This is a genomic window from Thermosynechococcus vestitus BP-1, assembly GCF_000011345.1.
Classification (GTDB): domain Bacteria; phylum Cyanobacteriota; class Cyanobacteriia; order Thermosynechococcales; family Thermosynechococcaceae; genus Thermosynechococcus; species Thermosynechococcus vestitus.
Genome location: NC_004113.1, coordinates 1,328,591 through 1,348,819 on the forward strand (window position 1 = coordinate 1,328,591; position 20,229 = coordinate 1,348,819).

General features: G+C 54.1%; 20 protein-coding genes and 1 tRNA gene. 11 read left to right on the plus strand and 10 right to left on the minus strand.

Annotated elements, in window-relative coordinates; genetic code table 11:
- Positions 1-80: 80 nt before the first annotated feature.
- Genes rpsF through TLL_RS06470 form a run of 3 tightly spaced genes read left to right on the plus strand, consistent with a single transcriptional unit; the run spans position 81 to position 3,002 of the window.
- Positions 81-425, plus strand: a complete 345-nt coding sequence (gene rpsF, locus TLL_RS06460) for a 30S ribosomal protein S6 (RefSeq protein ID WP_011057119.1) — start codon at positions 81-83, stop codon at positions 423-425.
- Between the two features lie 39 nt (positions 426-464).
- Positions 465-2,081, plus strand: coding sequence for an ABC transporter substrate-binding protein (locus TLL_RS06465; protein WP_011057120.1), 1,617 nt, complete (start codon positions 465-467; stop codon positions 2,079-2,081).
- A 51-nt stretch (positions 2,082-2,132) separates the two neighbouring features.
- Positions 2,133-3,002, plus strand: coding sequence for an S-methyl-5'-thioadenosine phosphorylase (locus TLL_RS06470; RefSeq protein WP_011057121.1), 870 nt, complete (start codon positions 2,133-2,135; stop codon positions 3,000-3,002).
- Here TLL_RS06470 and TLL_RS12745 read toward each other — a convergent pair.
- From TLL_RS12745 to TLL_RS06515, 5 genes are all read right to left on the minus strand, one after another.
- A complete protein-coding gene (locus tag TLL_RS12745) occupies positions 2,999-7,060 on the minus strand; it encodes a GAF domain-containing protein (RefSeq protein WP_011057122.1) in 4,062 nt (1,353 codons plus the stop codon). The two genes, TLL_RS06470 and TLL_RS12745, sit on opposite strands and share 4 nt — an antisense overlap.
- A 193-nt stretch (positions 7,061-7,253) precedes the next feature.
- Positions 7,254-7,592, minus strand: coding sequence for a cytochrome c6 PetJ (petJ, locus tag TLL_RS06500; RefSeq protein WP_011057123.1), 339 nt, complete (start codon positions 7,590-7,592; stop codon positions 7,254-7,256).
- 99 nt (positions 7,593-7,691) lie between these two features.
- Entirely contained in the window at positions 7,692-8,219 is a 528-nt protein-coding gene (gene psbV2, locus TLL_RS06505) for a photosystem II cytochrome PsbV2 (RefSeq protein WP_011057124.1), read from the minus strand.
- 30 nt (positions 8,220-8,249) lie between these two features.
- Positions 8,250-8,741, minus strand: coding sequence for a photosystem II cytochrome c-550 (gene psbV, locus TLL_RS06510; protein ID WP_011057125.1), 492 nt, complete (start codon positions 8,739-8,741; stop codon positions 8,250-8,252).
- A gap of 21 nt (positions 8,742-8,762) precedes the next feature.
- Complete coding sequence (locus TLL_RS06515; protein WP_011057126.1) at positions 8,763-8,966, minus strand: hypothetical protein; 204 nt, start codon at positions 8,964-8,966, stop codon at positions 8,763-8,765.
- A gap of 143 nt (positions 8,967-9,109) precedes the next feature.
- On the opposite strand from TLL_RS06515, the gene TLL_RS06520 reads away from it, so the two are divergent.
- The 5 genes from TLL_RS06520 to TLL_RS06540 all read left to right on the plus strand — a co-directional run bounded on the left by TLL_RS06520 (position 9,110) and on the right by TLL_RS06540 (position 13,855).
- On the plus strand, positions 9,110-10,399 hold the full coding sequence (locus tag TLL_RS06520; protein WP_164920845.1) for a glucose-1-phosphate adenylyltransferase: 1,290 nt from the start codon (positions 9,110-9,112) through the stop codon (positions 10,397-10,399).
- An 88-nt stretch (positions 10,400-10,487) separates the two neighbouring features.
- Positions 10,488-11,672, plus strand: a complete 1,185-nt coding sequence (locus TLL_RS06525) for an NAD(P)H-quinone oxidoreductase subunit H (protein WP_011057128.1) — start codon at positions 10,488-10,490, stop codon at positions 11,670-11,672.
- Positions 11,673-11,701: 29 nt separating this feature from the next.
- On the plus strand, positions 11,702-12,292 hold the full coding sequence (locus TLL_RS06530; RefSeq protein ID WP_011057129.1) for a peroxiredoxin-like family protein: 591 nt from the start codon (positions 11,702-11,704) through the stop codon (positions 12,290-12,292).
- A gap of 38 nt (positions 12,293-12,330) precedes the next feature.
- Positions 12,331-12,404 (plus strand) — tRNA-Arg (locus tag TLL_RS06535).
- A gap of 62 nt (positions 12,405-12,466) precedes the next feature.
- Entirely contained in the window at positions 12,467-13,855 is a 1,389-nt protein-coding gene (locus tag TLL_RS06540; RefSeq protein WP_011057130.1) for a DUF697 domain-containing protein, read from the plus strand.
- Here the strand turns inward: TLL_RS06540 and TLL_RS06545 are convergent.
- Genes TLL_RS06545 through TLL_RS13060 form a run of 4 tightly spaced genes read right to left on the minus strand, consistent with a single transcriptional unit; the run spans position 13,809 to position 16,028 of the window.
- Positions 13,809-15,092, minus strand: a complete 1,284-nt coding sequence (locus TLL_RS06545; RefSeq protein WP_164920846.1) for an FGGY-family carbohydrate kinase — start codon at positions 15,090-15,092, stop codon at positions 13,809-13,811. The genes TLL_RS06540 and TLL_RS06545 overlap by 47 nt on opposite strands.
- Positions 15,093-15,095: 3 nt before the next feature.
- On the minus strand, positions 15,096-15,575 hold the full coding sequence (locus TLL_RS06550) for a CRR6 family NdhI maturation factor (protein WP_011057132.1): 480 nt from the start codon (positions 15,573-15,575) through the stop codon (positions 15,096-15,098).
- 28 nt (positions 15,576-15,603) lie between these two features.
- The gene (locus TLL_RS06555; protein ID WP_164920847.1) at positions 15,604-15,846 is read right to left on the minus strand and encodes a NifU family protein; all 243 of its coding nucleotides are present in this window, start codon (positions 15,844-15,846) and stop codon (positions 15,604-15,606) included.
- A 47-nt stretch (positions 15,847-15,893) separates the two neighbouring features.
- Complete coding sequence (locus TLL_RS13060; protein ID WP_269441361.1) at positions 15,894-16,028, minus strand: hypothetical protein; 135 nt, start codon at positions 16,026-16,028, stop codon at positions 15,894-15,896.
- Here TLL_RS13060 and efp point away from each other — a divergent pair.
- From efp to ilvB, 3 genes are all read left to right on the plus strand, one after another.
- The gene (efp, locus tag TLL_RS06560) at positions 16,027-16,584 is read left to right on the plus strand and encodes an elongation factor P (RefSeq protein WP_011057134.1); all 558 of its coding nucleotides are present in this window, start codon (positions 16,027-16,029) and stop codon (positions 16,582-16,584) included. The genes TLL_RS13060 and efp overlap by 2 nt on opposite strands.
- 5 nt (positions 16,585-16,589) lie before the next feature.
- Positions 16,590-17,075, plus strand: a complete 486-nt coding sequence (gene accB / locus TLL_RS06565; protein ID WP_011057135.1) for an acetyl-CoA carboxylase biotin carboxyl carrier protein — start codon at positions 16,590-16,592, stop codon at positions 17,073-17,075.
- A gap of 176 nt (positions 17,076-17,251) precedes the next feature.
- Complete coding sequence (gene ilvB, locus TLL_RS06570; RefSeq protein WP_011057136.1) at positions 17,252-19,060, plus strand: biosynthetic-type acetolactate synthase large subunit; 1,809 nt, start codon at positions 17,252-17,254, stop codon at positions 19,058-19,060.
- Here ilvB and TLL_RS06575 read toward each other — a convergent pair.
- The gene (locus tag TLL_RS06575) at positions 19,057-20,226 is read right to left on the minus strand and encodes a glycoside hydrolase family 10 protein (protein WP_011057137.1); all 1,170 of its coding nucleotides are present in this window, start codon (positions 20,224-20,226) and stop codon (positions 19,057-19,059) included. The two genes, ilvB and TLL_RS06575, sit on opposite strands and share 4 nt — an antisense overlap.
- Between the last annotated feature and the right edge of the window lie 3 nt (positions 20,227-20,229).

Here is a 20,229-nt window from a genome sequence, read left to right on the forward strand (position 1 = left end):
GCAAACTGTGGTGCTAGAATTATAAAGCCTTGCTTTTTGCATCCGTCAAAAGGCCATTTGCCCAAGGGGAGTTGACCTAAATGATCACACGTAACTACGAAACGCTTTATATTATTCGTCCTGATGTGGGCGAAGAGCAACTGGAACAAACCATTAGCCAATTTCGCACTTTTTTAGAAGAACAGGGCGCCACAAAGCTCAAGGTACAAAATCGCGGTAAGCGTCGATTTGCCTATCCCATCAAGAAGCTGCGGGAGGGGTACTACATTCTGATGACCTATACCGCTCCGGGGACGGCGATCGCCCCCCTTGAACGCGCCATGCGCCTCAATGAAAATATTCTGCGCTTCATGACGATTGTTCTCGAAGAAGAGACTGAAACTGAAGACGCAGAAGAGGAAAACCCGGTTCTTGCCCGTGCCTAAAACAGGACACGGACTCAAATTCCCTTGAAGGGGGGCACCATGGCACCATCTCCCAGTTCTTGGATCTGCGACGGTGTGCCTAAAAACGGCAAGACCTACCCCAATGCCAGCGGTGCCCATCCCCCCTATGAAAATTTTGGTCCTGACTGTGCGGTGTGTGGCCTCCCCCGTGAGGCCATGGAGCCAGCAAGCAGTGGCAGTGCCAACGGCAGCAAAAAATCGCGCCTGACCCTCGTTGCTGTGGCCCTTGGGGTGGCTTTACTCCTGATGGGCGGCCTTGGCTTCCTGAGCTATCGCCTGTTATTGACCAACCGTGAGAATAACCCGCCATCGCTGCCGGGCGGATCCACCCGTGGCAGCCAACTGGTGAGCAAAACCACTCCCCGAAACGCCGCCTACATCAGCCAAGGGGAACGCATTCTCATCAGCGAACCCAATCCCCAGCGAGTGGCCCTCAAGCAGGAGGCCGCCCTTGCCTTTGATCAGGGAGACTGGGCACAGGCGATCGCCAAGTATCAAGAACTGGTTGCCCTTGATCCCAATGATCCAGAGTCACGCATTTATCTCAACAATGCCCGTGCTCGCCAAGCGGGCAACCCGATGACCATGGCTGCTGTTGTTCCCATTGGCACCAGTCCCGATACCGCCAAGGAAGTGCTGCGGGGTGTCGCTCAATACCAAGAACAGTTTAATGCCAGTGCACCTCATCGTCTCCTCGAAGTCGTCATTGTCAATGAAAACAGCCCCAACGGTGTGACCAGCTTAGCCGAGGATCTAATCAACAGCTCAATCCAAGGGGTACTGGGTCATGGTACCGACGCCAACAGTCGTGCAGCCCTACAGGTTTACGAACAAGCAGGGATTGCCGCTCTTTCTCCCCTGACCACCAATGTCATCCCCCAAGGCAACGGTAGGGTGCAGGTACAGACGCTACCCCTCAATGAAAAAGGGAAACAACTCCTCAACACCTACCTTGACAATGCCGCTCAGACTCTAGCGGAGGCGATAGCGAAAAAAGTACCCAATGCTAAGGTGGCTCTTTTTTACAACAGCGACAGTCCCTATAGCAATGAACTGAAAAACAAGTTGACAGCCCTCCTACCGCAGCTTGGGGCTCAGGTGGTGCAACCGATGGATGTGGCCACCGGTTTCAATGCCAACACGGCGATGACCGCGGCCCGGCAAGCGGCAGCCAATGCGGTGGTTTTGGCTTTCAGTCGCGCTCGAGTCAACGAGGCCGTTGCCCTGGCGATCGCCAATCAAACCCAGACCCCACCGCTGCAATTTTTCGGTAGTGATCAACTCTACGGCCCCGATCTCTTGATCAAGGGAGATAGTGCCATCAATGGCATGATTTTGGCGGTGCCTTGGAGTACCAACCCCAATGATCCCTTTGCTCAGCAGGCGGCACAAGCGTGGCGGGGTCAGATTAGCTGGCGCACCACTACGGCCTACGATGCCACCCACGCCCTAGCCCAAGCCATGGCCAAAGGGGGCGATCGCGCCAGCACCCAACAGCTCCTGCGCCAAGGAGTGCAAATTCAGGGGCAAACCGCCAGTGGTACCTTTAATCGGGTTCCTCTCGTCCAAGCGGCACCGGGGCCCAATGGCCCTAAGGGCGCCAATTACCAGTTCAACCCCCTCAGCGGCATCTAAAGCCGGCTAACTAATGCTAAGCTATTGCCGATTGGTGTTTTAGGAATCTCCATGACTGCAAAAATTGGCATTATTGGCGGTAGTGGTCTCTACAAGATGGAGGCTCTTACCGATGTTGAAGAGGTGCGCCTGACGACGCCCTTTGGTGATCCTTCCGATGCCTTTATTTGCGGCAAGATTGGCGGGGTTCCCGTTGTCTTTTTGGCACGCCATGGCCGCCACCACCATCTACTGCCGACGGAGATTCCCTTTCGTGCCAACATCTATGGCTTCAAATCCCTTGGCGTCGAGTACCTCCTCTCTGCCTCGGCAGTGGGTTCGCTGCAGGAAGCCGTCAAGCCCCTCGATATCGTGGTTCCCGATCAGTTCATTGACCGCACGCGCAACCGCATTTCTACCTTCTTTGGGGACGGTATTGTGGCCCACATTGGCTTTGCTGACCCCGTTTGCCCTGCCCTCGCTGGGGTTCTGGCGGATGCCATTGCTGACCTGAACCTGCCGGATGTCACCCTTCACCGCCAAGGTACCTACGTATGTATGGAAGGCCCTGCCTTCTCAACCCTGGCGGAGTCCAATCTGTATCGCTCTTGGGGGGGAACGGTTATTGGTATGACCAATCTCCCGGAAGCGAAGTTGGCTCGTGAAGCGGAGATTGCCTATGCAACCCTAGCCCTCGTTACCGACTACGACTGCTGGCACCCAGAGCATGACTCAGTAACGGTGGAGATGATTATGGGTAACTTGCAGCGTAACGTCAAAAATGCCCAAGCGATTATCTGTGAAACCGTCAAACGTGTCCATGCCCATCCACCGGTCTCTAAGGCCCATCGTGCCTTGAAGAATGCTATCCTCACTCCCCTTGACCAAGTACCCGCAGCTACCAAGGAGAAACTCCACTTGCTCCTAGCCAAATATCTCTAGGTCATTGACTCGGTAGCACTCTGATGACCCTGGTCGCTATCAATGTTGATCTGATCACACAGTTGCGGATAGGTGCTCTTAGGATTGAGACAGCGACAGCGGTTGAGGGCAGCGGCAAGGGCTTCAATTTTAATGGGTTTGCTGATGTAGTCATCCATACCGGCGGCAAAGCAGCGCTCGCGATCGCCCGCTAGGGCATTTGCCGTCATGGCGATAATCCAAGGGCGTTGACTGGGAGGCCATTGGGCACAGATGCGTTCGGTCGTCTCAAGGCCATCCATCTTCGGCATTTGCACATCCATGAGGATCACATCGTAGGGGCGCTGTTGCAGGGCTTCAAGCACTTCGAGGCCATTGGCTGCCACATCGGCACGGTAGCCCATCCGCTTGAGAATATGCAGTGCCACCTTCTGGTTAACGGCATTATCCTCGGCAAGAAGAATGCGCAGCGGGAAACGGTTTCCCAAGTTGAGATCAATCCCTGTTTTTGTCAGGGCGGGCTGAGTTGCGGATTCACTGCTGAGGGTCCGAATCAGGGTTTGCCGTAGGGTCAAGGGGCGAATGGGTTTGGGCACGTGAGCCGTGATCAGTTCCTTGCGGCTAGCGGTTTCCAGCCAACTCAGGGGGGTCAGCAGGATCATTGGCTGTTGGTTAAAGTTGGGCTCTGATTGCAACCGCTCTGCCAACTGCAGCCCGGTCATCTGGGGCATATTCAAATCAATCACCGCCAAATCCCATGGGGGAGCAGCCTCTAAAACCAGTCGGGGATCGCTATACCCAATAGGCACCATCCCCCAGTTGTGCAGCAGTGTACAGAGATTCTCACGGCTGGCGGCATTGTCATCGATGACTAAGACACGCTTGCCTTCCAACGCCGGATGAACCTTTGGCGGCACATAGGGTTTTTGTCCCTCAGCGAGGATCGTAAATGTGAACGTCGTGCCTTGGCCTTCGGTACTCTCAACCGACATATCGCCGCCCATCAGCTCACAGAGGCGTTTGCTAATGACTAGCCCTAGGCCTGTACCCCCATACTCGCGTGTCGTCGAGGCATCCACTTGGCTAAAGGGCTTGAAGAGCCGATCGAGGCGATCGCGGGGAATACCAATGCCTGTATCCTGAACTTGAAATTGGAGAAAATCCTTGCCCTCCCGCTTGAGCACACCTACGTGAACAGCGACTTGTCCTTCATGGGTAAACTTAATGCCATTGCCCACTAGGTTCACGAGAATCTGCCGCAGCCGTGTCACGTCCCCTTTGATTTGGGCCGGGGTTTCCGGGGTACAGGTGTAAAGTAACTCTAGCTCCTTCTCCTGGGCTTTACTCGCCAATAGGCTCAGGACATCCTCCACGCACTCGCGCACATCAAAGGGCTGCTGCTCTAGTACCAACTTGCCCGATTCAATTTTCGAAAAGTCAAGAATGTCGTTAATAATTGTTAACAATGCCTCACCCGCCTGGTGCAGGGTTTGTAAAAAGTCCCGTTGCTGTTCATTGAGGGGGGTATCCAAGAGCAAATTGGTAAAACCCAAAACAGCATTCATGGGGGTGCGGATTTCATGGCTCATGGTGGCCAAAAATTCACTCTTGGCACGGTTCGCCAGTTCTGCTTGCAGGCGAGCTTGTTCAAGTTCTTGATTTTGCTGAGCGAGTAATTGTCGCTGCTGCTGTTCGTGGCGCAGGAGTTCCGCCTGGGCGATCGCAATCCCCACTTGTGCCGCCACGGCTTCCAGAAGCTCAATTTCTTCAGGGGTCCACTGCCGCTGGCGATCGCACTGATGCAAACCAATAATGCCGTTGGGCACCCCCTTATAGGAGGTACGAATGGCCAGCATGGACTGAATCTGGAACTGATGGCACAGGTGCATGGCATTGGCCAAAAGGGGATCCTGAGTCACATCATTGGAAACAACGGCAGTATCGCCACTCAGAACAGCCAAGGCATGGGGATTATTCTCCACCGGTATACTGATGCCTCTCATGGAAGCGTAGCCCGGTTGCAGGTATTCGGCCACATCTGGAATGTGGGGGGGCGGCCCAGGGTCATAGCGATGAATCAAGCAGCGATTCACACCAAAGGCCTGACCAATTTGGGTGACAGTCGTTGCAAAGACCGTTTCCGTATCGAGGCTTTGGCGAATCTGTTCCGTAATTTGATTCAGGAGCAATGCCCGCTGCATTTGCTGTTGGAGTTGCTGACGTTGGCGGGTTTCCTGTTCCAGAAGTTGTACTTGGGCAAGGCCAATTCCCACTTGTGCCGCCACACTCTTGAGTAAACTTTGAATCGCATCTGTCCACCGCCGCTGGCGATCGCACTGGTGCAAAATGAGTAAACCATTGGCTTGATTGCGATAGGCAGTGCGCACAATCAGCGCCGATTTCACCCTCAGGGCCTCGCAGTAGGCATGCAGGGGGGCGAGGCGATCGTCATTTTGCACATCGTCGCAGCTAAATACCTCATCAGAGGCAAACACCGAGGCCAGAAACGGGGCACGCATCTGGGTCAAATCAAGGTCGCACTCATTGACGGAGGGCACCCCCGGCCCACAGTACTCTGCCACCAGTTCCATCGGCGTAGGGGCATTCTCCTGATAGACAAACAAAAGGCAACGACTGACATTGAGGGTTACTCCTACCTGCTGAACTGCTGTACGGCAGATGTGTTCCCGCTCGATTTGCTGCCGAATTTCCTCCGTAATGCGATTGAGAAGGAGCGTGCGCTTCACCTGCTGCTGTAAAAACAGTTGTGCCCGCTGCCGTTCAGTAACATCACTTTGAATGCCAATGTAGTGGGTAATTTCACCAAACTCGTTGTAAATTGGTGAGATGGCAAGTTCATTCCAGAAGAGCTGGCCGTTTTTGCGATAGTTCCGCAAAACCACACGACAGGATTGACCTTTTTTAATGGCATTACGAATTGCTGTAGCTCCCGGTTGATGGCGATCGCTCCCCTGCAAAAAGCGGCAATTTTTGCCAATGACCTCCGTTGCCCGGTACCCCGTCATCCGCTCAAAGGCGGGGTTCACATAGATAACTGGATTATCGGGTTGGCGGTAGTCAGTAATCACAATGCCGTTGGTGCTAGCAATAATGGCTCGCTCCCGCAGTCGCAGCGCCGCCTCAATTTGTTTCTTATCAGTAATATCAACGGCTGACTCCAAAAAGCCAATCAGTTGCCCTTGGCGATCATGCATCGGGGTGACTGATAGGGACACAGGGAAGCAAGAACCATCGCGCCGTACAAACGTCCACTCCTGCTCATCCGCCAAGCCACGCCGTGCCCGGGCCACAAGAGTCTCAAACCCCGCAGGAATCGGTTCTCCCAGTTGCGCACTGAGAATCTGAGCATAGCGTTCCATCTCTTGAGGATCATGGAAGCGTTCGGGAGTGGCTTTCCCCACCAGTTCTGAGGCGGGATATCCCAGCCACTGCTGGGCGGCTCGATTCATTAAGGTGATGATGCCATCGGTACGAGTGGCAATAATGGCGTGATTACTACTATTGAAAACCGCCTCTTGGAGGCTGCTCATCTGCTGGATGTAGGCCAGTTGTTGCTGGGTGACCTCTAAGTGATGGCGGATTTCCAGTTCATTAATCACTTGGCGCGCAAGGGTGCGTAGGGTTTGCTGCTGAACAGGGTTGAGCTGCCGCGGCTGGTAGTCCACTACACAGAGGGTACCAATCCCATACCCCTGCGGCGTCACCAAGGGCATCCCGGCATAGAAACGGATGTAGGGCGGGCCTGTAACAAAGGGATTATCGGCAAAGCGCGGATCAAGGCGAGCATCCGGCACAATCACGAGCTGATCTTGCAGAATGACATGGGCACAGAAAGCCACATTCCTTGGGGTTTCACAGGCATCGATGCCCACCTTGGACTTAAACCACTGCCGCTGGCGGTCAACCAGACTAATGAGGGCAATGGGAGTTTCGCAAATCGCTGCCGCTAGATTGGTAATCTCGTCAAAGATCGGTTCCGGAGGCGTATCTAAGACTTGATACTGCTCAAGGGCACGTTGCCGTTCCGGTTCATTGGCTGGTAATGGAGCAGCAGGCATAGCCCAAGTGTACCGCCTTTTCCTAGGATCAAGTCTTTCATCATTATAGGAATTGCACTGTTTCCCTAGGGGATACAGAAGCTAACCTCTACCGGTGCAGGACTGATAGAGCAGTGACAGGACAAAAAAAGGATGTAGAACCGCCGCCTACACCCTTCATCAAGCGTTACGTTATTTTCAGACTCTAGCAATCTTAGCCTGCCCAACCCTTGGCTGCTTGATCGAGCACATAGGCTGCCACGTCTTGAATCTGTTCATCGGTGAGACGACCAGCAAAAGCGGGCATCGCATTTTTGCCGTGCTGCACTTGGTAGATAATGGCATCCTCAGAGTACATGCCAAATTGCTCAAGGGCTTCTTTTTTCAGGGTTTTGTTGGCCATTACCACATTGCCACCCCCCATGTGACAGGCTGCGCAGTTACCGCTAAAGACTTTGGCGCCGTTGGCGAGATCTGCTGCTAAGGCCGCAGGGGTGAGGCTGACCAATAGCGCGATCGCGATCGCGCAAACACTAATGAATCGCTTTTTCAACGGAGTTCTCCTTTCATGGAACGCGTCAGGATATGGATCAAGTCCGAAAAATTAAGGGGTGCAAGATTCACCAAAGGTCAGTGTAGCAAAGTTCCCAACCTAGGGGGCACTGTCCGGAAAGCTTTCTACGCCCCAACCGGGGGCTACGGCTGCCGCTCGCAAAATAAAGGCAGCTAAGGTCTCAAGCTGTTCCGTCGTCAACCAGTCCTCACTCACGCGGCGGCAGGAATAACTCTCTTCGCTGCCATCGTAGGACTTCGGCGATCGCTGGAAAGCCACAAGGCTGGCGATCGTATCCCGTGGTGGCGTTGCCCCCTTGAGATCCTTCAGAGAGAGTGACACCAAAGGATTCGGTAACGTACTGCCACCAACATGGCAGTTTTTGCAGTTTTCCTCAAAGAGCCGCTTGCCACGGGTTAAGTCCACGGCTGTAAAGGTTTTGGTTTCACCGCGATCATTGACGGGCAATTCTACGGTGTCCGTTACCTTGAGGTATTGGATCACATAGTTATCAACCCCGGCAGCTGCCAGGGCCGTTGCCGGCGCGATCGTCCAGCCCAGCAGCAGAATCAAAAGACCACCGCAAAGCCAGCCGATAGACCGTTGCCAAAAGTGAGGTTGGTACATGGGTGTTGGGAAAATCCTTGTTACGAGTCATTAGTAATACACTTTGCCACCGCCCCATTTATCACCCAAGATTTTGGGCTCGACGAGAATATGGCCGGCGATCGCCACCAAATCCTTCTCCGTCAAGTTCCGCATTTTCGGAAAAATGTCGGCACTGCGCAGACTGGGGTGCACCTCAGCAATTTCTTGCTCACCATCGTAGGTGGTGGGGTTCTTCATGTAGTCCACCAAGCCTTCAATGTTATCCCGGGGCGGCGTGGCTAGGGCAAGGGTTTCCGTACGCAAATCCAAGCTGGGGTTCGTTTTCGTGATCCCCCCCACGTGGCAGGAGGCACAGGCATACTGGAAGAGGCGCTTACCCTCTAGGTATTGTTTTTCCGTCAGCGTAATCGTTTTGCCCTCGCTGTTGAGGGGGACAGTCAAGACTTCAGGGGTCAGTTCGGCGGCCAGTGCTGTGCCCATGGTGAATTGCCAGAGGCAGAGGCAGAGAGCGACCGCAAGCCAAACGCATTTTTTTAACATAGTTCTCCCAATAAGCAGGTCTTACGATTGCGGTGTGTCTGGTTGATCGTTGACGGGCGCAGGGGTTGTCAAGGCCAAAATAATTGCTTTGGCATCTTCAAGGGGCAAGCGTGTTTGGGGGCTGGTATAGCGAATACCCAAGCGATCGCACCACGCACAGACTGTTTCGACCGATACGCCGTAGTCCGCCGCCAGATCCGCGATCGCGATGTCCACAAATCCCATGCTGCCACTCCCCGCTTGGGATCAACGACCAAGTATCATTATCATGCCATTGCGTAGCTTCTTTACCAAAAGGCGCCCCTTGGCAAAGATGAAGTGCCACCACAGCGTACACTGTTCATGTGGCCGTTCAGATGGAGTTTTCAATGAAACGAGTCCTGGCGATTATCCTTGGGGGCGGTGCCGGAACACGTCTGTATCCCTTGACCAAGCGTCGCGCTAAGCCTGCGGTTCCCCTTGCTGGAAAATATCGCCTCATTGATATTCCGGTGAGCAATTGCATCAACTCCGAAATCCATAACATTTACGTCCTTACCCAATTCAACTCGGCCTCCCTCAATCGTCACATTGCCCGTACCTACACCTTTCCCGGCCTGACGGGCGGCTTTGTCGAAGTTTTGGCCGCCCAACAAACCCCCGAAAATCCCAACTGGTTTCAGGGCACGGCTGATGCGGTACGTCAATACCTGTGGCTGTTGGCGGACTGGGATGTGGATGAATACCTGATTCTTTCAGGAGATCACCTCTACCGCATGGACTATCGCCTGTTTGTCCAACGCCACCGCGACACCGGCGCCGATGTTACCCTTTCCGTTCTGCCGGTGGAGGAAAAGGCCGCCTCTGGTTTTGGCCTCCTTAAGGTGGATGGTACGGGGCGAGTAACTGACTTTCGCGAGAAGCCCACCGGGGATGCCCTCCGGGATATGCGAGTGGACACAACCCGCTATGGCCTAACCATCGAGGAAGCCCATCGCAAACCCTACATTGCCTCGATGGGGATTTATGTCTTCAAGCGGCAAGTCCTCATTGACCTTTTGCAGCAGATGGCCGATGCCACGGACTTTGGCAAAGAAATCATCCCCGCTGCAGCCCGTTCCCACCTTGTCCAAACCTATCTTTTCAATGGCTATTGGGAAGATATTGGCACCATTGGCTCCTTCTACGAAGCCAACCTTGCCCTCACCCAACAGCCGCAGCCGCCCTTTAGCTTCTACGATGAAAACGCCCCCATCTATACCCGTCCCCGCTATTTGCCCCCCAGTAAGATTCTCAGTTCCACCATCACGGAGTCCATCATTAGTGAGGGCTGTATCCTCAAGGAATGCCAAGTTCACCGCTCGGTCTTGGGCGTGCGATCGCGGGTGGAATCCGGCTGTGTCATTGATCACTCCCTGCTGATGGGGGCAGACTACTACCAAGACTCAGCTCAGCGCAGCCAGCTACGGCTGCAACATAAAATCCCCATCGGCATTGGGGCCAACAGTGTCATTCGCCGGGCAATTGTGGATAAAAATGCCTGCATTGGCCGCGATGTCAAAATCATCAACAAAGATAACGTTGAAGAATCCAATCGAGAGGATCAGGGATTCTATATTCGCAGCGGTGTGGTTGTCATCATCAAAAATGCCGTGATTCCCGACGGCACCATTATCTAAGCCATAAGCAAATTTGAATTGGCAAGCGCTGAAAACCTGTGTAGCATATCAACAGTAAGCCTCCAACCCTCTAGCGGAACTGCCATCTATGCCCAAGATAGAGACTCGCACTGAACCCATGGTCATCAACATGGGGCCGCACCATCCCTCAATGCACGGGGTGTTGCGATTAATGGTGACCCTTGATGGCGAAGATGTGATTGACTGCGAGCCGGTGATTGGCTACCTCCATCGCGGTATGGAGAAAATTGCCGAAAACCGCACTAACATCATGTTCATTCCCTACGTCAGTCGTTGGGACTATGCCGCAGGAATGTTTAACGAAGCGGTCACCGTTAATGCGCCAGAAAAATTGGCGGGGATTCCTGTGCCCAAACGCGCCAGCTATATCCGCGTGATCATGCTGGAGTTGAACCGCATTGCCAATCACCTCCTGTGGTTAGGCCCCTTCTTGGCGGACGTGGGTGCCCAGACGCCCTTTTTCTATATCTTTCGCGAGCGGGAGTACATCTACGATCTCTTTGAAGCCGCCACAGGGATGCGCTTCATCAACAACAACTACTTCCGCATCGGGGGAGTGGCCGCCGACCTCACCTATGGCTGGGTAACGAAATGCCGTGACTTTTGCGACTACTTCCTACCCAAAGTTGATGAGTACGAGCGCCTGATCACCAACAACCCCATCTTTGTGCGTCGTCTACAAGGGGTGGGCAAAATTAGCCGTGAGGAGGCCATTAACTGGGGGCTATCGGGGCCGATGCTGCGGGCATCTGGTGTGAAGTGGGATCTGCGCAAGGTGGACCACTACGAGTGCTATGACGATTTTGACTGGGATGTCCCTGTGGCCACTGAAGGCGATTGCCTTGCTCGCTACATTGTCCGTATTCAGGAAATGCGCGAATCGGTGAAGATCATTCGCCAGGCCTTGGATGGCCTGCCCGGTGGCCCCTACGAAAACCTAGAAGCTAAACGGATGCTTGAGGGTGCCAAATCAGAGTGGAACGGCTTTGACTATCAGTACATTGGCAAGAAGCTGTCTCCCACCTTCAAAATTCCTAAGGGGGAGCACTATGTGCGGGTTGAATCGGGCAAAGGGGAGCTGGGCATTTATCTCATTGGAGATGACAACGTCTTCCCTTGGCGCTGGAAGATTCGTCCACCGGATTTCAATAACCTGCAAGTGCTGCCCCAATTGCTGAAGGGGATGAAAGTGGCCGATATTGTTGCTATCCTTGGCAGTATCGATGTGATTATGGGATCCGTCGATCGCTAGGCACCTGTCAAGCCACCGGCGAGGAAGCTATGGCTGTTCAATTACCGTTCCTGACCTCCACCAACTTCAGTGGCCTCTTTAATGAGCGGTTTTGGCAAAATGCCTGGCCACTGCCCCCCCAAAATGAACTGAAGCGGGGGGCGCTGGTTCCAGACGTGGCGCTACCTGGTGTCGGGCTAAGTGACCGCGTTCGCCTTTCAAATGAGTGGAAAAAGCAGCCACTCCTGTTGGTGTTTACCCGTATCTTCACAGCGCATCAATACTGCCCGCTGTGCTACCCCTATCTCAAGACCTTGAATGAAAACCATGAAACCTTTCAAGGCAAGGGCGTGGCTGTTCTCGTGGTCACCAGTACCGATGCCCAGCAAAGTGAGAAGGTCAAGGCGGATATGGCCCTAAAGATGCCCCTGCTCTATGACCCCAGTTGCCAAGTCTTTCGCAAATACCGCACGGGTCAAGCCTTGGGGGCACCGTTGCCGGCCCAGTTTCTCATTGACCAGGAAGGCAAGCTCCACTACAAGCATCTCTTCTCGTTTTTAGAACCCAATGCTCCCCTAGAGCGCCTGTTTCAGGAAATTGACGCTTTAGCTCAGGGGGCAACAGTAACGACAGCAGCCTAGGGGCGATCGAAACTCGCTAGGATAGAAGGTATCCCTTTGGGGCTGTAGCTCAGTCGGATAGAGCGAGCGCCTCCTAAGCGCTAGGCCGTGCGTTCAAATCGCACCAGTCCCGTCCTCGGCCTTAGAATAAAAGGCAAATATCTGTAACGTCTTTGTAATGTCAGTATTGCGTCTGTGATAGAGCGATCGCCCGCGCATTCTCTCCTGACGGAGCTTCAAGGGACCATTGATGACCTTGAGGACTACCAAAGCGCCCTTAGCTATGAAGCAGCCAAGACTGCTCTGGAAAAATTGCTGTGGGAGTGCAAAGCCACGGGCACCGGAAAAGCCTCCCTCCGGCGGGCGATCGCCGACCTCGAAGCCATGCTCGACAAGCTCCACCATGGGGTGGTGCAAATTGCTGTCTTTGGCATGGTGGGGCGGGGAAAGTCCTCCCTGCTCAATGCGCTGCTCGGGGAACCCTACTTTGCCACTGGACCCATTCATGGCGTTACCCAAGAGGAAGCCAGTGCCCTTTGGCAAATCTCTGAGGCCCAGCGGGGCAATCCCATTCGCCTGATTGATACACCGGGGTTAGATGAAGTCAATGGTGCCGCCCGCGAGCAACTGGCACGGCAGGTGGCTGCCCAAGCGGATTTGATCCTCTTTGTCATTGCCGGGGACTTGACCCGTCTTGAATACCAAGCCCTTAGCGAGTTGCGGCAAGCCGGCAAGCCAATGATTCTGGTCTTTAACAAGGTGGATCAGTATCCAGAGGCCGATCGCGCGGCCATCTATGCCAAAATCCGCGATGAGCGCGTCAAGGAACTCCTCTCCCCCGAAGAAATTGTCATGGTGGCGGCAGCACCCCTTGTGCCCCAGGTGCAGCGGGATAGCCAAGGACGGGTACAGGTGAAAATGACGGTCGGTCCTCCCCAAGTGGAATCCCTCAAACGGAAAATCTTGGAGGTCCTAGGGCGGGAAGGGAAAGCTCTGATTGCTCTCAATTCAATGCTCTTTGCCAATCGAGTGAGTGAAGAATTGGCCCGCTACAAGCTGGAACTGCGGGATCAGGAGGCCAACCAACTGATTTGGAAAGGGGCTGTTGCTAAGGCGCTGGCGATCGCCCTCAACCCAGTCACCGTTCTCGATATGGTCAGCAGTGCGGTCATTGACTTGACGACGATTCAACTGCTCTCGCGCCTCTACGACATTGAACTCACAGAAGCAGGGGCCAAAGAACTGCTCCAAACGATTGCCCTTGCCATGGGCAGCATTAGTTTAGGGGAATTTGCCGTTAATTTGGGACTGAGTTCCCTCAAGGGACTTTTAGGATTGGCGACGCCAATGAGCGGTGGCATTGCCCTTGGCCCTTATTTATCGGTGGCGATGACCCAGGCGGGGATAGCGGGCTTTTCCTCCTACACGATGGGACAAGTGGCCAAAACCTATTTTGCCAACGGTGCAGGCTGGGGGACTGCAGGGCCAAAAACGGTTGTTCAGCAAATCCTCAGTCAACTGGATCAGCGCCATATCCTCAATCGGCTGAAGTTGGAAATTCAGGAGCAGTTGTACCCCCGTTGAGTTGGGCCAGACGCGCTGTTCCATAGGCGGCCTCAGTGTGGGGTGAAATGGCCACCGGAACCCCTAGGTATTGCTGGCGCAGCGCTAACCATGCTGGATTACGGGCACCCCCGCCCGCTGTCCAGACCTGTTTCAGCGGTGAGGCCCCCAAACGCTGCAATTGGGCATAGCCTTGGGCTTCAATGCGACTGAGACTTTCAAGGAGTCCCTGCAAAAAGAGGCGAGGGTCGTTGGGCCGGGGTTCTAGGCGCGGCTCTAGGTGAGGATCATTGATGGGAAAGCGCTCACCCCGCTTGAGGAGGGGATAGTAGTCTAAACCCGTGGGTTGACTGACATCTATTTGGACACTGAGGCGTTCGAGTTCCTCTGGGGTAAAAAACTGGGCTAAAATTGCCGCACCGCAGTTGGACGCGCCCCCCACTAGCCAGCGATCGCCCAAGCGATGACTATAGATGCCTGCTGTCAAATCCTCTACCCTAGAGGTACTCAAAAGCTTCAGCACAAGGGTTGAGCCCAAGGAGGTCACCGCTTCACCCACCTCAGAGGCACCACTAGCCAAGAAGGCGGCAATGCTATCGGTCGTCCCCGCACACACCTGACACTCTGGAGACAAGCCTAAATCAGTGGCTGTCACCTCTCCCACAACCGTCCCCGGGGGAACGACCTGGGGCAGCAGGGGCTGCAAGGGTGCAAGTATGGGGTGGCTGAACCAGTCGGGGTAGGCTTCCTTTGCTGGGTCATAGCCCAACTTCAGGGCATTGTGCCAGTCGGAAATCCCCAGTTGACCGTGAAGTAAGAAGGCTAGCCAGTCAGCTTGGTGTAGGAAAACGACATTGGCAGTGGCATAGTGGGTCTGGAGCCACAACAACTTGACCAGACTACTGGTGGCACTAAGGACAAGGTGATCTGCGGCTACAATCTGCCGCAACCGTTGAAGATGATCTTGGGCGCGATCGTCGTTGTACAAAAGGACGGGTGAGGAGGGCTGCCCCTGAGCATCACAGAGGAAAACGGTGCTCGAGGTCCCATCAATTGCAATCCGCCGAATTTGCCGACGGATAGCGCTTGGCATTTCTAAAATCAACGCCCGCAATGTGGCTGCCCATTCTTGGGGTCGATCCGGCTGGTGCAGCGGCCGACGGGCAGTGGCCAGAACATTGCCCTCAGGATCGATGGCGATCGCCCGCGCCCCCGAGGTTCCAAAATCAATGCCTAGGGCGGTGACTGCTTGCCCCATCACTTATTGAAGGAGCGTAAAGAGCTCGCTATCGAGCTCATAGCCAAACATCGCCGCCATGCCTTTAATTTTTTCAACAGCAGGATAGCCCTGTCTCTGTAGCCATTGCCAAAGGGTAAACACCTTGGCCATCACAAAAATATCAAGGGCTTGGGGGTTGAAGATAATCCCCTGCTGCGGATGAAATTCGTGGGGCACCAGCATCGCCCCATAACGCACCAGTTCACCGGCTGACCAATCCAGTAAGTAGGGTAGCCAGGGATAGCACACATCGGCACGAATAAACCAAAGGCGCACCGGTGCTAATTCCGAAAGTTCTAAATCAGGCTCATCCACTGGCCGCGGATAATTAATCGTAAAACGCAGCGCTTGATGATGAGCGAGAAGCTGCTGCTGTGCAATCAGCGGGGCAAGCACGTGTTCTAGGGGAGATAAGTCCAGACGATCAATTTGATCTGGGGTTAACTGGATTGCGATCGCCACTCCCTCTCTCTCCCCAGCAGCCGGTAACTTAGAGAACCTGCTGGACTTCAGCAATCTCTGGAATGGATTCCTTTAACTTGCGCTCAATGCCCATGCGCAGCGTCATGGTTGAGCTGGGGCAAGCACCACAAGCCCCCTGTAAACGCAGCCGTACCACCGGCCCTTCAATTTCCACGAGTTCGACATTGCCGCCATCGGCCATCAAATAGGGGCGGAGTTCATCAAGGACTTTTTCGACGTTTTCTTGACTCAATTCCAGGGTTGCAGCCATTGTTACTGTCCTTGGCCTATCATTCACGTTGATTTTCAGTGTAGCATTTACAGGAGCGATCGCCCTTTGGGAATTCCCAGGGGTGCCAATGGATCCCCCTCTAGGGAAATCTGCTCAACAGTGTTAGGAGCGGCAGCGCTCAAGGATACAATAATAGCTTGGTGAACTGCACGGTAGGACATGATTTCCAGTAATGATTTTCGCCCCGGTGTAAGTATTGAGCTGGATGGTGCCGTCTGGCGAGTCGTCGAGTTTTTGCACGTCAAACCCGGTAAGGGTTCCGCCTTTGTACGGACAAAGTTAAAGAATGTGCAAACAGGCAACGTGATTGAGCGCACCTTCCGCGCCGGCGAGACCGTTCCCCAAGCCACCCTTGAAAAACGCACCATGCAGCATACCTACAAAGATGGCGAAGACTATGTCTTTATGGACATGGAAAGCTATGAGGAAGCTCGCCTCACGCCCGCACAAGTGGGCGATCGCGCCAAGTATCTTAAGGAAGGCATGGAGGTCAATATCGTCAAATGGGGTGAGCAAGTCCTTGAGGTGGAGCTACCCAACTCCGTTGTTTTAGAAGTGGTGCAAACCGATCCAGGAGTTAAAGGAGATACCGCCACCGGTGGCTCAAAACCCGCCATTGTCGAAACGGGTGCCCAAGTCATGGTACCGTTGTTTATCTCCGTCGGCGAGCGGATTCGCATTGACACTCGCTCAGATACGTATCTTGGCCGCGAATAGGAGTAATGGGTGTGGAGCTTGACCTCAACCAAGTACGCGAACTGCTATTAATGTTTGACCAAACCAGCGTCACCGAACTCAACCTCAAAAGTGGCGAACTGGAACTTCAACTCCGCAAGCGTGAGCAGATCAGTGGCAGCGCCCCTGTGGTTGTGGCTCCAGCTCCGGCATCCACGGTCACGCCCACCCCTGCGCCCCCTCCAGCCCTTAGCCCCGATCCGGAACCAACGCCACCCCCTGCCAATCGCAAAACCGTAGATATTGTGGCGCCAATGGTCGGAACCTTTTATCGTGCCCCCGCTCCCGATGAACCCCCCTTTGTTGAAGTGGGTGACACAGTCAAAAAAGGCCAAGTGGTTTGCATCATTGAAGCCATGAAGCTGATGAACGAAATTGAAGCCGAAGTCAATGGCCAAGTGGTGGAAATTCTGGTGCAAAATGCTGAACCAATTGAGTATGGCCAAACTTTAATGCGCATTTTGCCTAACTAAATCAACCTCGTTCCTGCAGCAAAGCAAGGCAGCTACTAATTGCAAAGATATGTTAAGCATTGAGGAGTTTAAGGCCAAGAATTCAATGCTTTCAAGCCTTTGCGCTCTTGCCGAGACCCTAATTGAAAAATTAGAATTTAGAAATATCTACCACCACTGCCTGACGAGGTTGGCCTGTGCAAGCAACTGGAGCATACATTCTGATTGATACCCTATGCCGTCACGGTGTTAAGCATATTTTTGGATATCCTGGTGGGGCCATTTTACCGATTTATGATGAACTTTACCGTGCTGAGTCCAAGGGCATCATTCAGCACATTCTGGTGCGCCACGAACAGGGGGCAGCCCATGCTGCTGACGGCTACGCCCGTGCCACAGGTCAGGTGGGGGTGTGTTTTGCGACTTCCGGACCAGGGGCAACAAACTTAGTTACAGGCATTGCCACAGCCCACATGGATTCAATTCCACTGCTGGTGATCACGGGTCAGGTACCTCGCTCTGCCATTGGCACCGATGCCTTTCAAGAAACCGATATTTTTGGCATTACGCTGCCCATTGTTAAACACTCCTACGTGGTGCGTGCAGCTAAGGACATGGCACGGATCATTGCTGAGGCGATCTACATTGCCACCACTGGTCGACCGGGACCCGTGCTTGTGGATATTCCCAAGGATGTGGGGTTAGAGGTCTGTGAGTATGAGCCGGTCGAGCCGGGGCAGGTGAAGCTGCGGGGCTATCGCCCCACGATTCGCGGCAATGCCCGTCAAATTGCCCAAGCGGTCCAATTGATTCGTGAGGCCAAGCGACCGTTGCTTTATGTGGGGGGCGGGGCAATTACAGCGGGTGCTCACGAGGAGGTCCTCAAGTTAGCCGAGCTCTTCCAGATTCCAGTGACCACAACACTCATGGGGAAGGGGGCTTTTCCTGAATCCCATCCCCTCTCTGTGGGTATGTTGGGGATGCATGGCACCGCCTATGCCAACTTTGCCGTCAGTGAATGCGATCTCCTGATTGCGGTGGGGGCGCGCTTTGACGATCGCGTCACCGGTAAGCTGGACGAGTTTGCCTCCCGCGCTAAGGTCATTCACATTGACATTGATCCTGCTGAGGTGGGCAAAAACCGTGTCCCTGATGTGCCGATTGTGGGCAGCGTTAAACCAGTGCTGCAGCAGCTCCTCAAGCACATTGAAGACAGTGGTCAAGCGGTTGAACCTCAGACCCAAGCCTGGTTAGAGCGGATTACTATCTGGAAGCAGGATTATCCCCTCATTGTGCCCCAACCCAGTGGTGAACTCTCACCGCAGGAGGTGATTGTCGCTTTTGGCCGTCACGCCCCCGATGCCTATTACACCACTGATGTGGGTCAGCACCAGATGTGGGCAGCACAATTCCTGAAAAATGGCCCTCGGCGTTGGATCTCCAGTGCGGGCTTGGGCACAATGGGCTTTGGTATGCCTGCGGCCATGGGGGTCAAAGTAGCTTTGCCGGATCAACAGGTGATTTGTATTAGTGGCGATGCCAGTTTCCAGATGAATTCCCAAGAGCTGGCTACACTGGCTCAGTACGGTATTGCTGTCAAGACTGTCATTATTAACAACTTCTGGCAGGGAATGGTGCGGCAGTGGCAGCAGGCCTTTTATGAGGAGCGGTATTCCCATTCCAATATGGCCGAGGGAATGCCCGATTTTGTGAAATTGGCGGAGGCCTATGGGGTTAAGGGGCTACGGGTGAGCGATCGCCAGGATTTGGATGCCATTGTCCAAGAGGTTTTGGCCTACGATGGGCCAGTACTGCTGGATGCCCATGTCACCCGCGATGAAAACTGCTACCCAATGGTTGCCCCCGGCAAGCCTAACTCTCAAATGCTCGGTCTGCCGGAAGCCAAGGTTCTTGAAAAGGCTGCTGAACTGGTCTACTGTGCCAATTGTGGAGCCAAGACGATTTCAACCCATCGCTTTTGTCCAGAGTGTGGCAGCAAGCTCTAGATTCTTGGACAAGCTTGGCTAAAGAGCCGCCGTGGCAGTGGCTGGCGAAAATGAAAGAGGATTGTATTCTGGCGGCGATCGCGGGGCTCCGGTCCCCGTTGCCACAGGGTTTCAAGGGAGAAAAAGGACACTCCTAACCCAGCTTGCAGGGCAGCCGCCACCTTGGCATCCACCAGTTCAATGGGTACAGGGTTGGTACGCAGCCCCGTGAGGACACCAACGGCAGTGGGAACTTTCGCTTGGGCCTGGAGGATCTCCGGCTGCATCAACTGCTGCACAAAGCTGGAGAGATTGTAGCGATAGACTTGCACAATTACTTCATCAACGAGTCCAAGGGCAACCCACTGCGGCCAGTCTTGGAGAAATGTTTGGTAGGCGGTTGGCAATGTGGTCGGTGAGAGGGAAAAAATGGCCTTGGGAAATGCCTGCTTTACCCGCTGCCGCAGCGTTTGCACAAAGGCAGTGAGTTTGTCAGCACGCCAGCGCATCCAGTCCGGGTCACGGGGATTGTCGGGAACGGGCTTTTGGGTTTCCTGCTCATAGAGGGCACGGGTGTAGTCGTCGTAGCCAAACTCCACGGGCAGACTGAGATGATCATCAAACTGCACACCATCCACCGGATATTGCCGCAGGACCTCAAGGACAATATTGGTGAGAAATTCTTGTACTTGTGGATGAAAGGGATTCATCCAAGCCACTTCCCCAGCCGCCGTTAAGCGAGTGGTCTGACCATCGATAGCCTGGGTGAGCCACTCCGGATGAGCAAGGGCAAGTTCTGAGGTCTCTGGCACCATAAAGCCAAATTCAAACCAGGGAATGACTAAGAGATGACGGCAGTGGGCCTGCTGGGTGAGTTCGGCAAGAATATCGTAGTCTTGGATTCCCCGCAGCACAAAGGGCTGAATTCCCAGATTCTTGGCGGTAGTACTGGGGAAACTGACATAGCCGGAGTTCCAGACAACGGGGTAAAGGGTGTTGAAGTTCAGTCGCTGTAGATCATTGAGGACTGCCACCAGCCGCGGGCGATCGCGCAGGATTGGGAAATCATTCTTGGTCAGCCAAACCCCACGAATGCACCTTGGGTTTTGTGCTTGTACAGGCCAAATTGTCCAGCACAAACTCCAACAGAAGAGAATGAACAACAACCAAAGGCGACGACGCAGCATAGG

Coding starts and splice junctions, on each gene's coding strand:
- rpsF (WP_011057119.1), top strand. CDS start 81: ATGATCACACGTAACTACGAAACGCTTTATATTATTCGTCCTGATGTG.
- TLL_RS06465 (WP_011057120.1), top strand. CDS start 465: ATGGCACCATCTCCCAGTTCTTGGATCTGCGACGGTGTGCCTAAAAAC.
- TLL_RS06470 (WP_011057121.1), top strand. CDS start 2,133: ATGACTGCAAAAATTGGCATTATTGGCGGTAGTGGTCTCTACAAGATG.
- TLL_RS12745 (WP_011057122.1), bottom strand. CDS start 7,060: ATGCCTGCTGCTCCATTACCAGCCAATGAACCGGAACGGCAACGTGCC.
- psbV2 (WP_011057124.1), bottom strand. CDS start 8,219: ATGTACCAACCTCACTTTTGGCAACGGTCTATCGGCTGGCTTTGCGGT.
- psbV (WP_011057125.1), bottom strand. CDS start 8,741: ATGTTAAAAAAATGCGTTTGGCTTGCGGTCGCTCTCTGCCTCTGCCTC.
- TLL_RS06515 (WP_011057126.1), bottom strand. CDS start 8,966: ATGGGATTTGTGGACATCGCGATCGCGGATCTGGCGGCGGACTACGGC.
- TLL_RS06520 (WP_164920845.1), top strand. CDS start 9,110: ATGAAACGAGTCCTGGCGATTATCCTTGGGGGCGGTGCCGGAACACGT.
- TLL_RS06525 (WP_011057128.1), top strand. CDS start 10,488: ATGCCCAAGATAGAGACTCGCACTGAACCCATGGTCATCAACATGGGG.
- TLL_RS06530 (WP_011057129.1), top strand. CDS start 11,702: ATGGCTGTTCAATTACCGTTCCTGACCTCCACCAACTTCAGTGGCCTC.
- TLL_RS06545 (WP_164920846.1), bottom strand. CDS start 15,092: ATGGGGCAAGCAGTCACCGCCCTAGGCATTGATTTTGGAACCTCGGGG.
- TLL_RS06555 (WP_164920847.1), bottom strand. CDS start 15,846: ATGGCTGCAACCCTGGAATTGAGTCAAGAAAACGTCGAAAAAGTCCTT.
- efp (WP_011057134.1), top strand. CDS start 16,027: ATGATTTCCAGTAATGATTTTCGCCCCGGTGTAAGTATTGAGCTGGAT.
- TLL_RS13060 (WP_269441361.1), bottom strand. CDS start 16,028: ATGTCCTACCGTGCAGTTCACCAAGCTATTATTGTATCCTTGAGCGCT.
- accB (WP_011057135.1), top strand. CDS start 16,590: ATGGGTGTGGAGCTTGACCTCAACCAAGTACGCGAACTGCTATTAATG.
- TLL_RS06575 (WP_011057137.1), bottom strand. CDS start 20,226: ATGCTGCGTCGTCGCCTTTGGTTGTTGTTCATTCTCTTCTGTTGGAGT.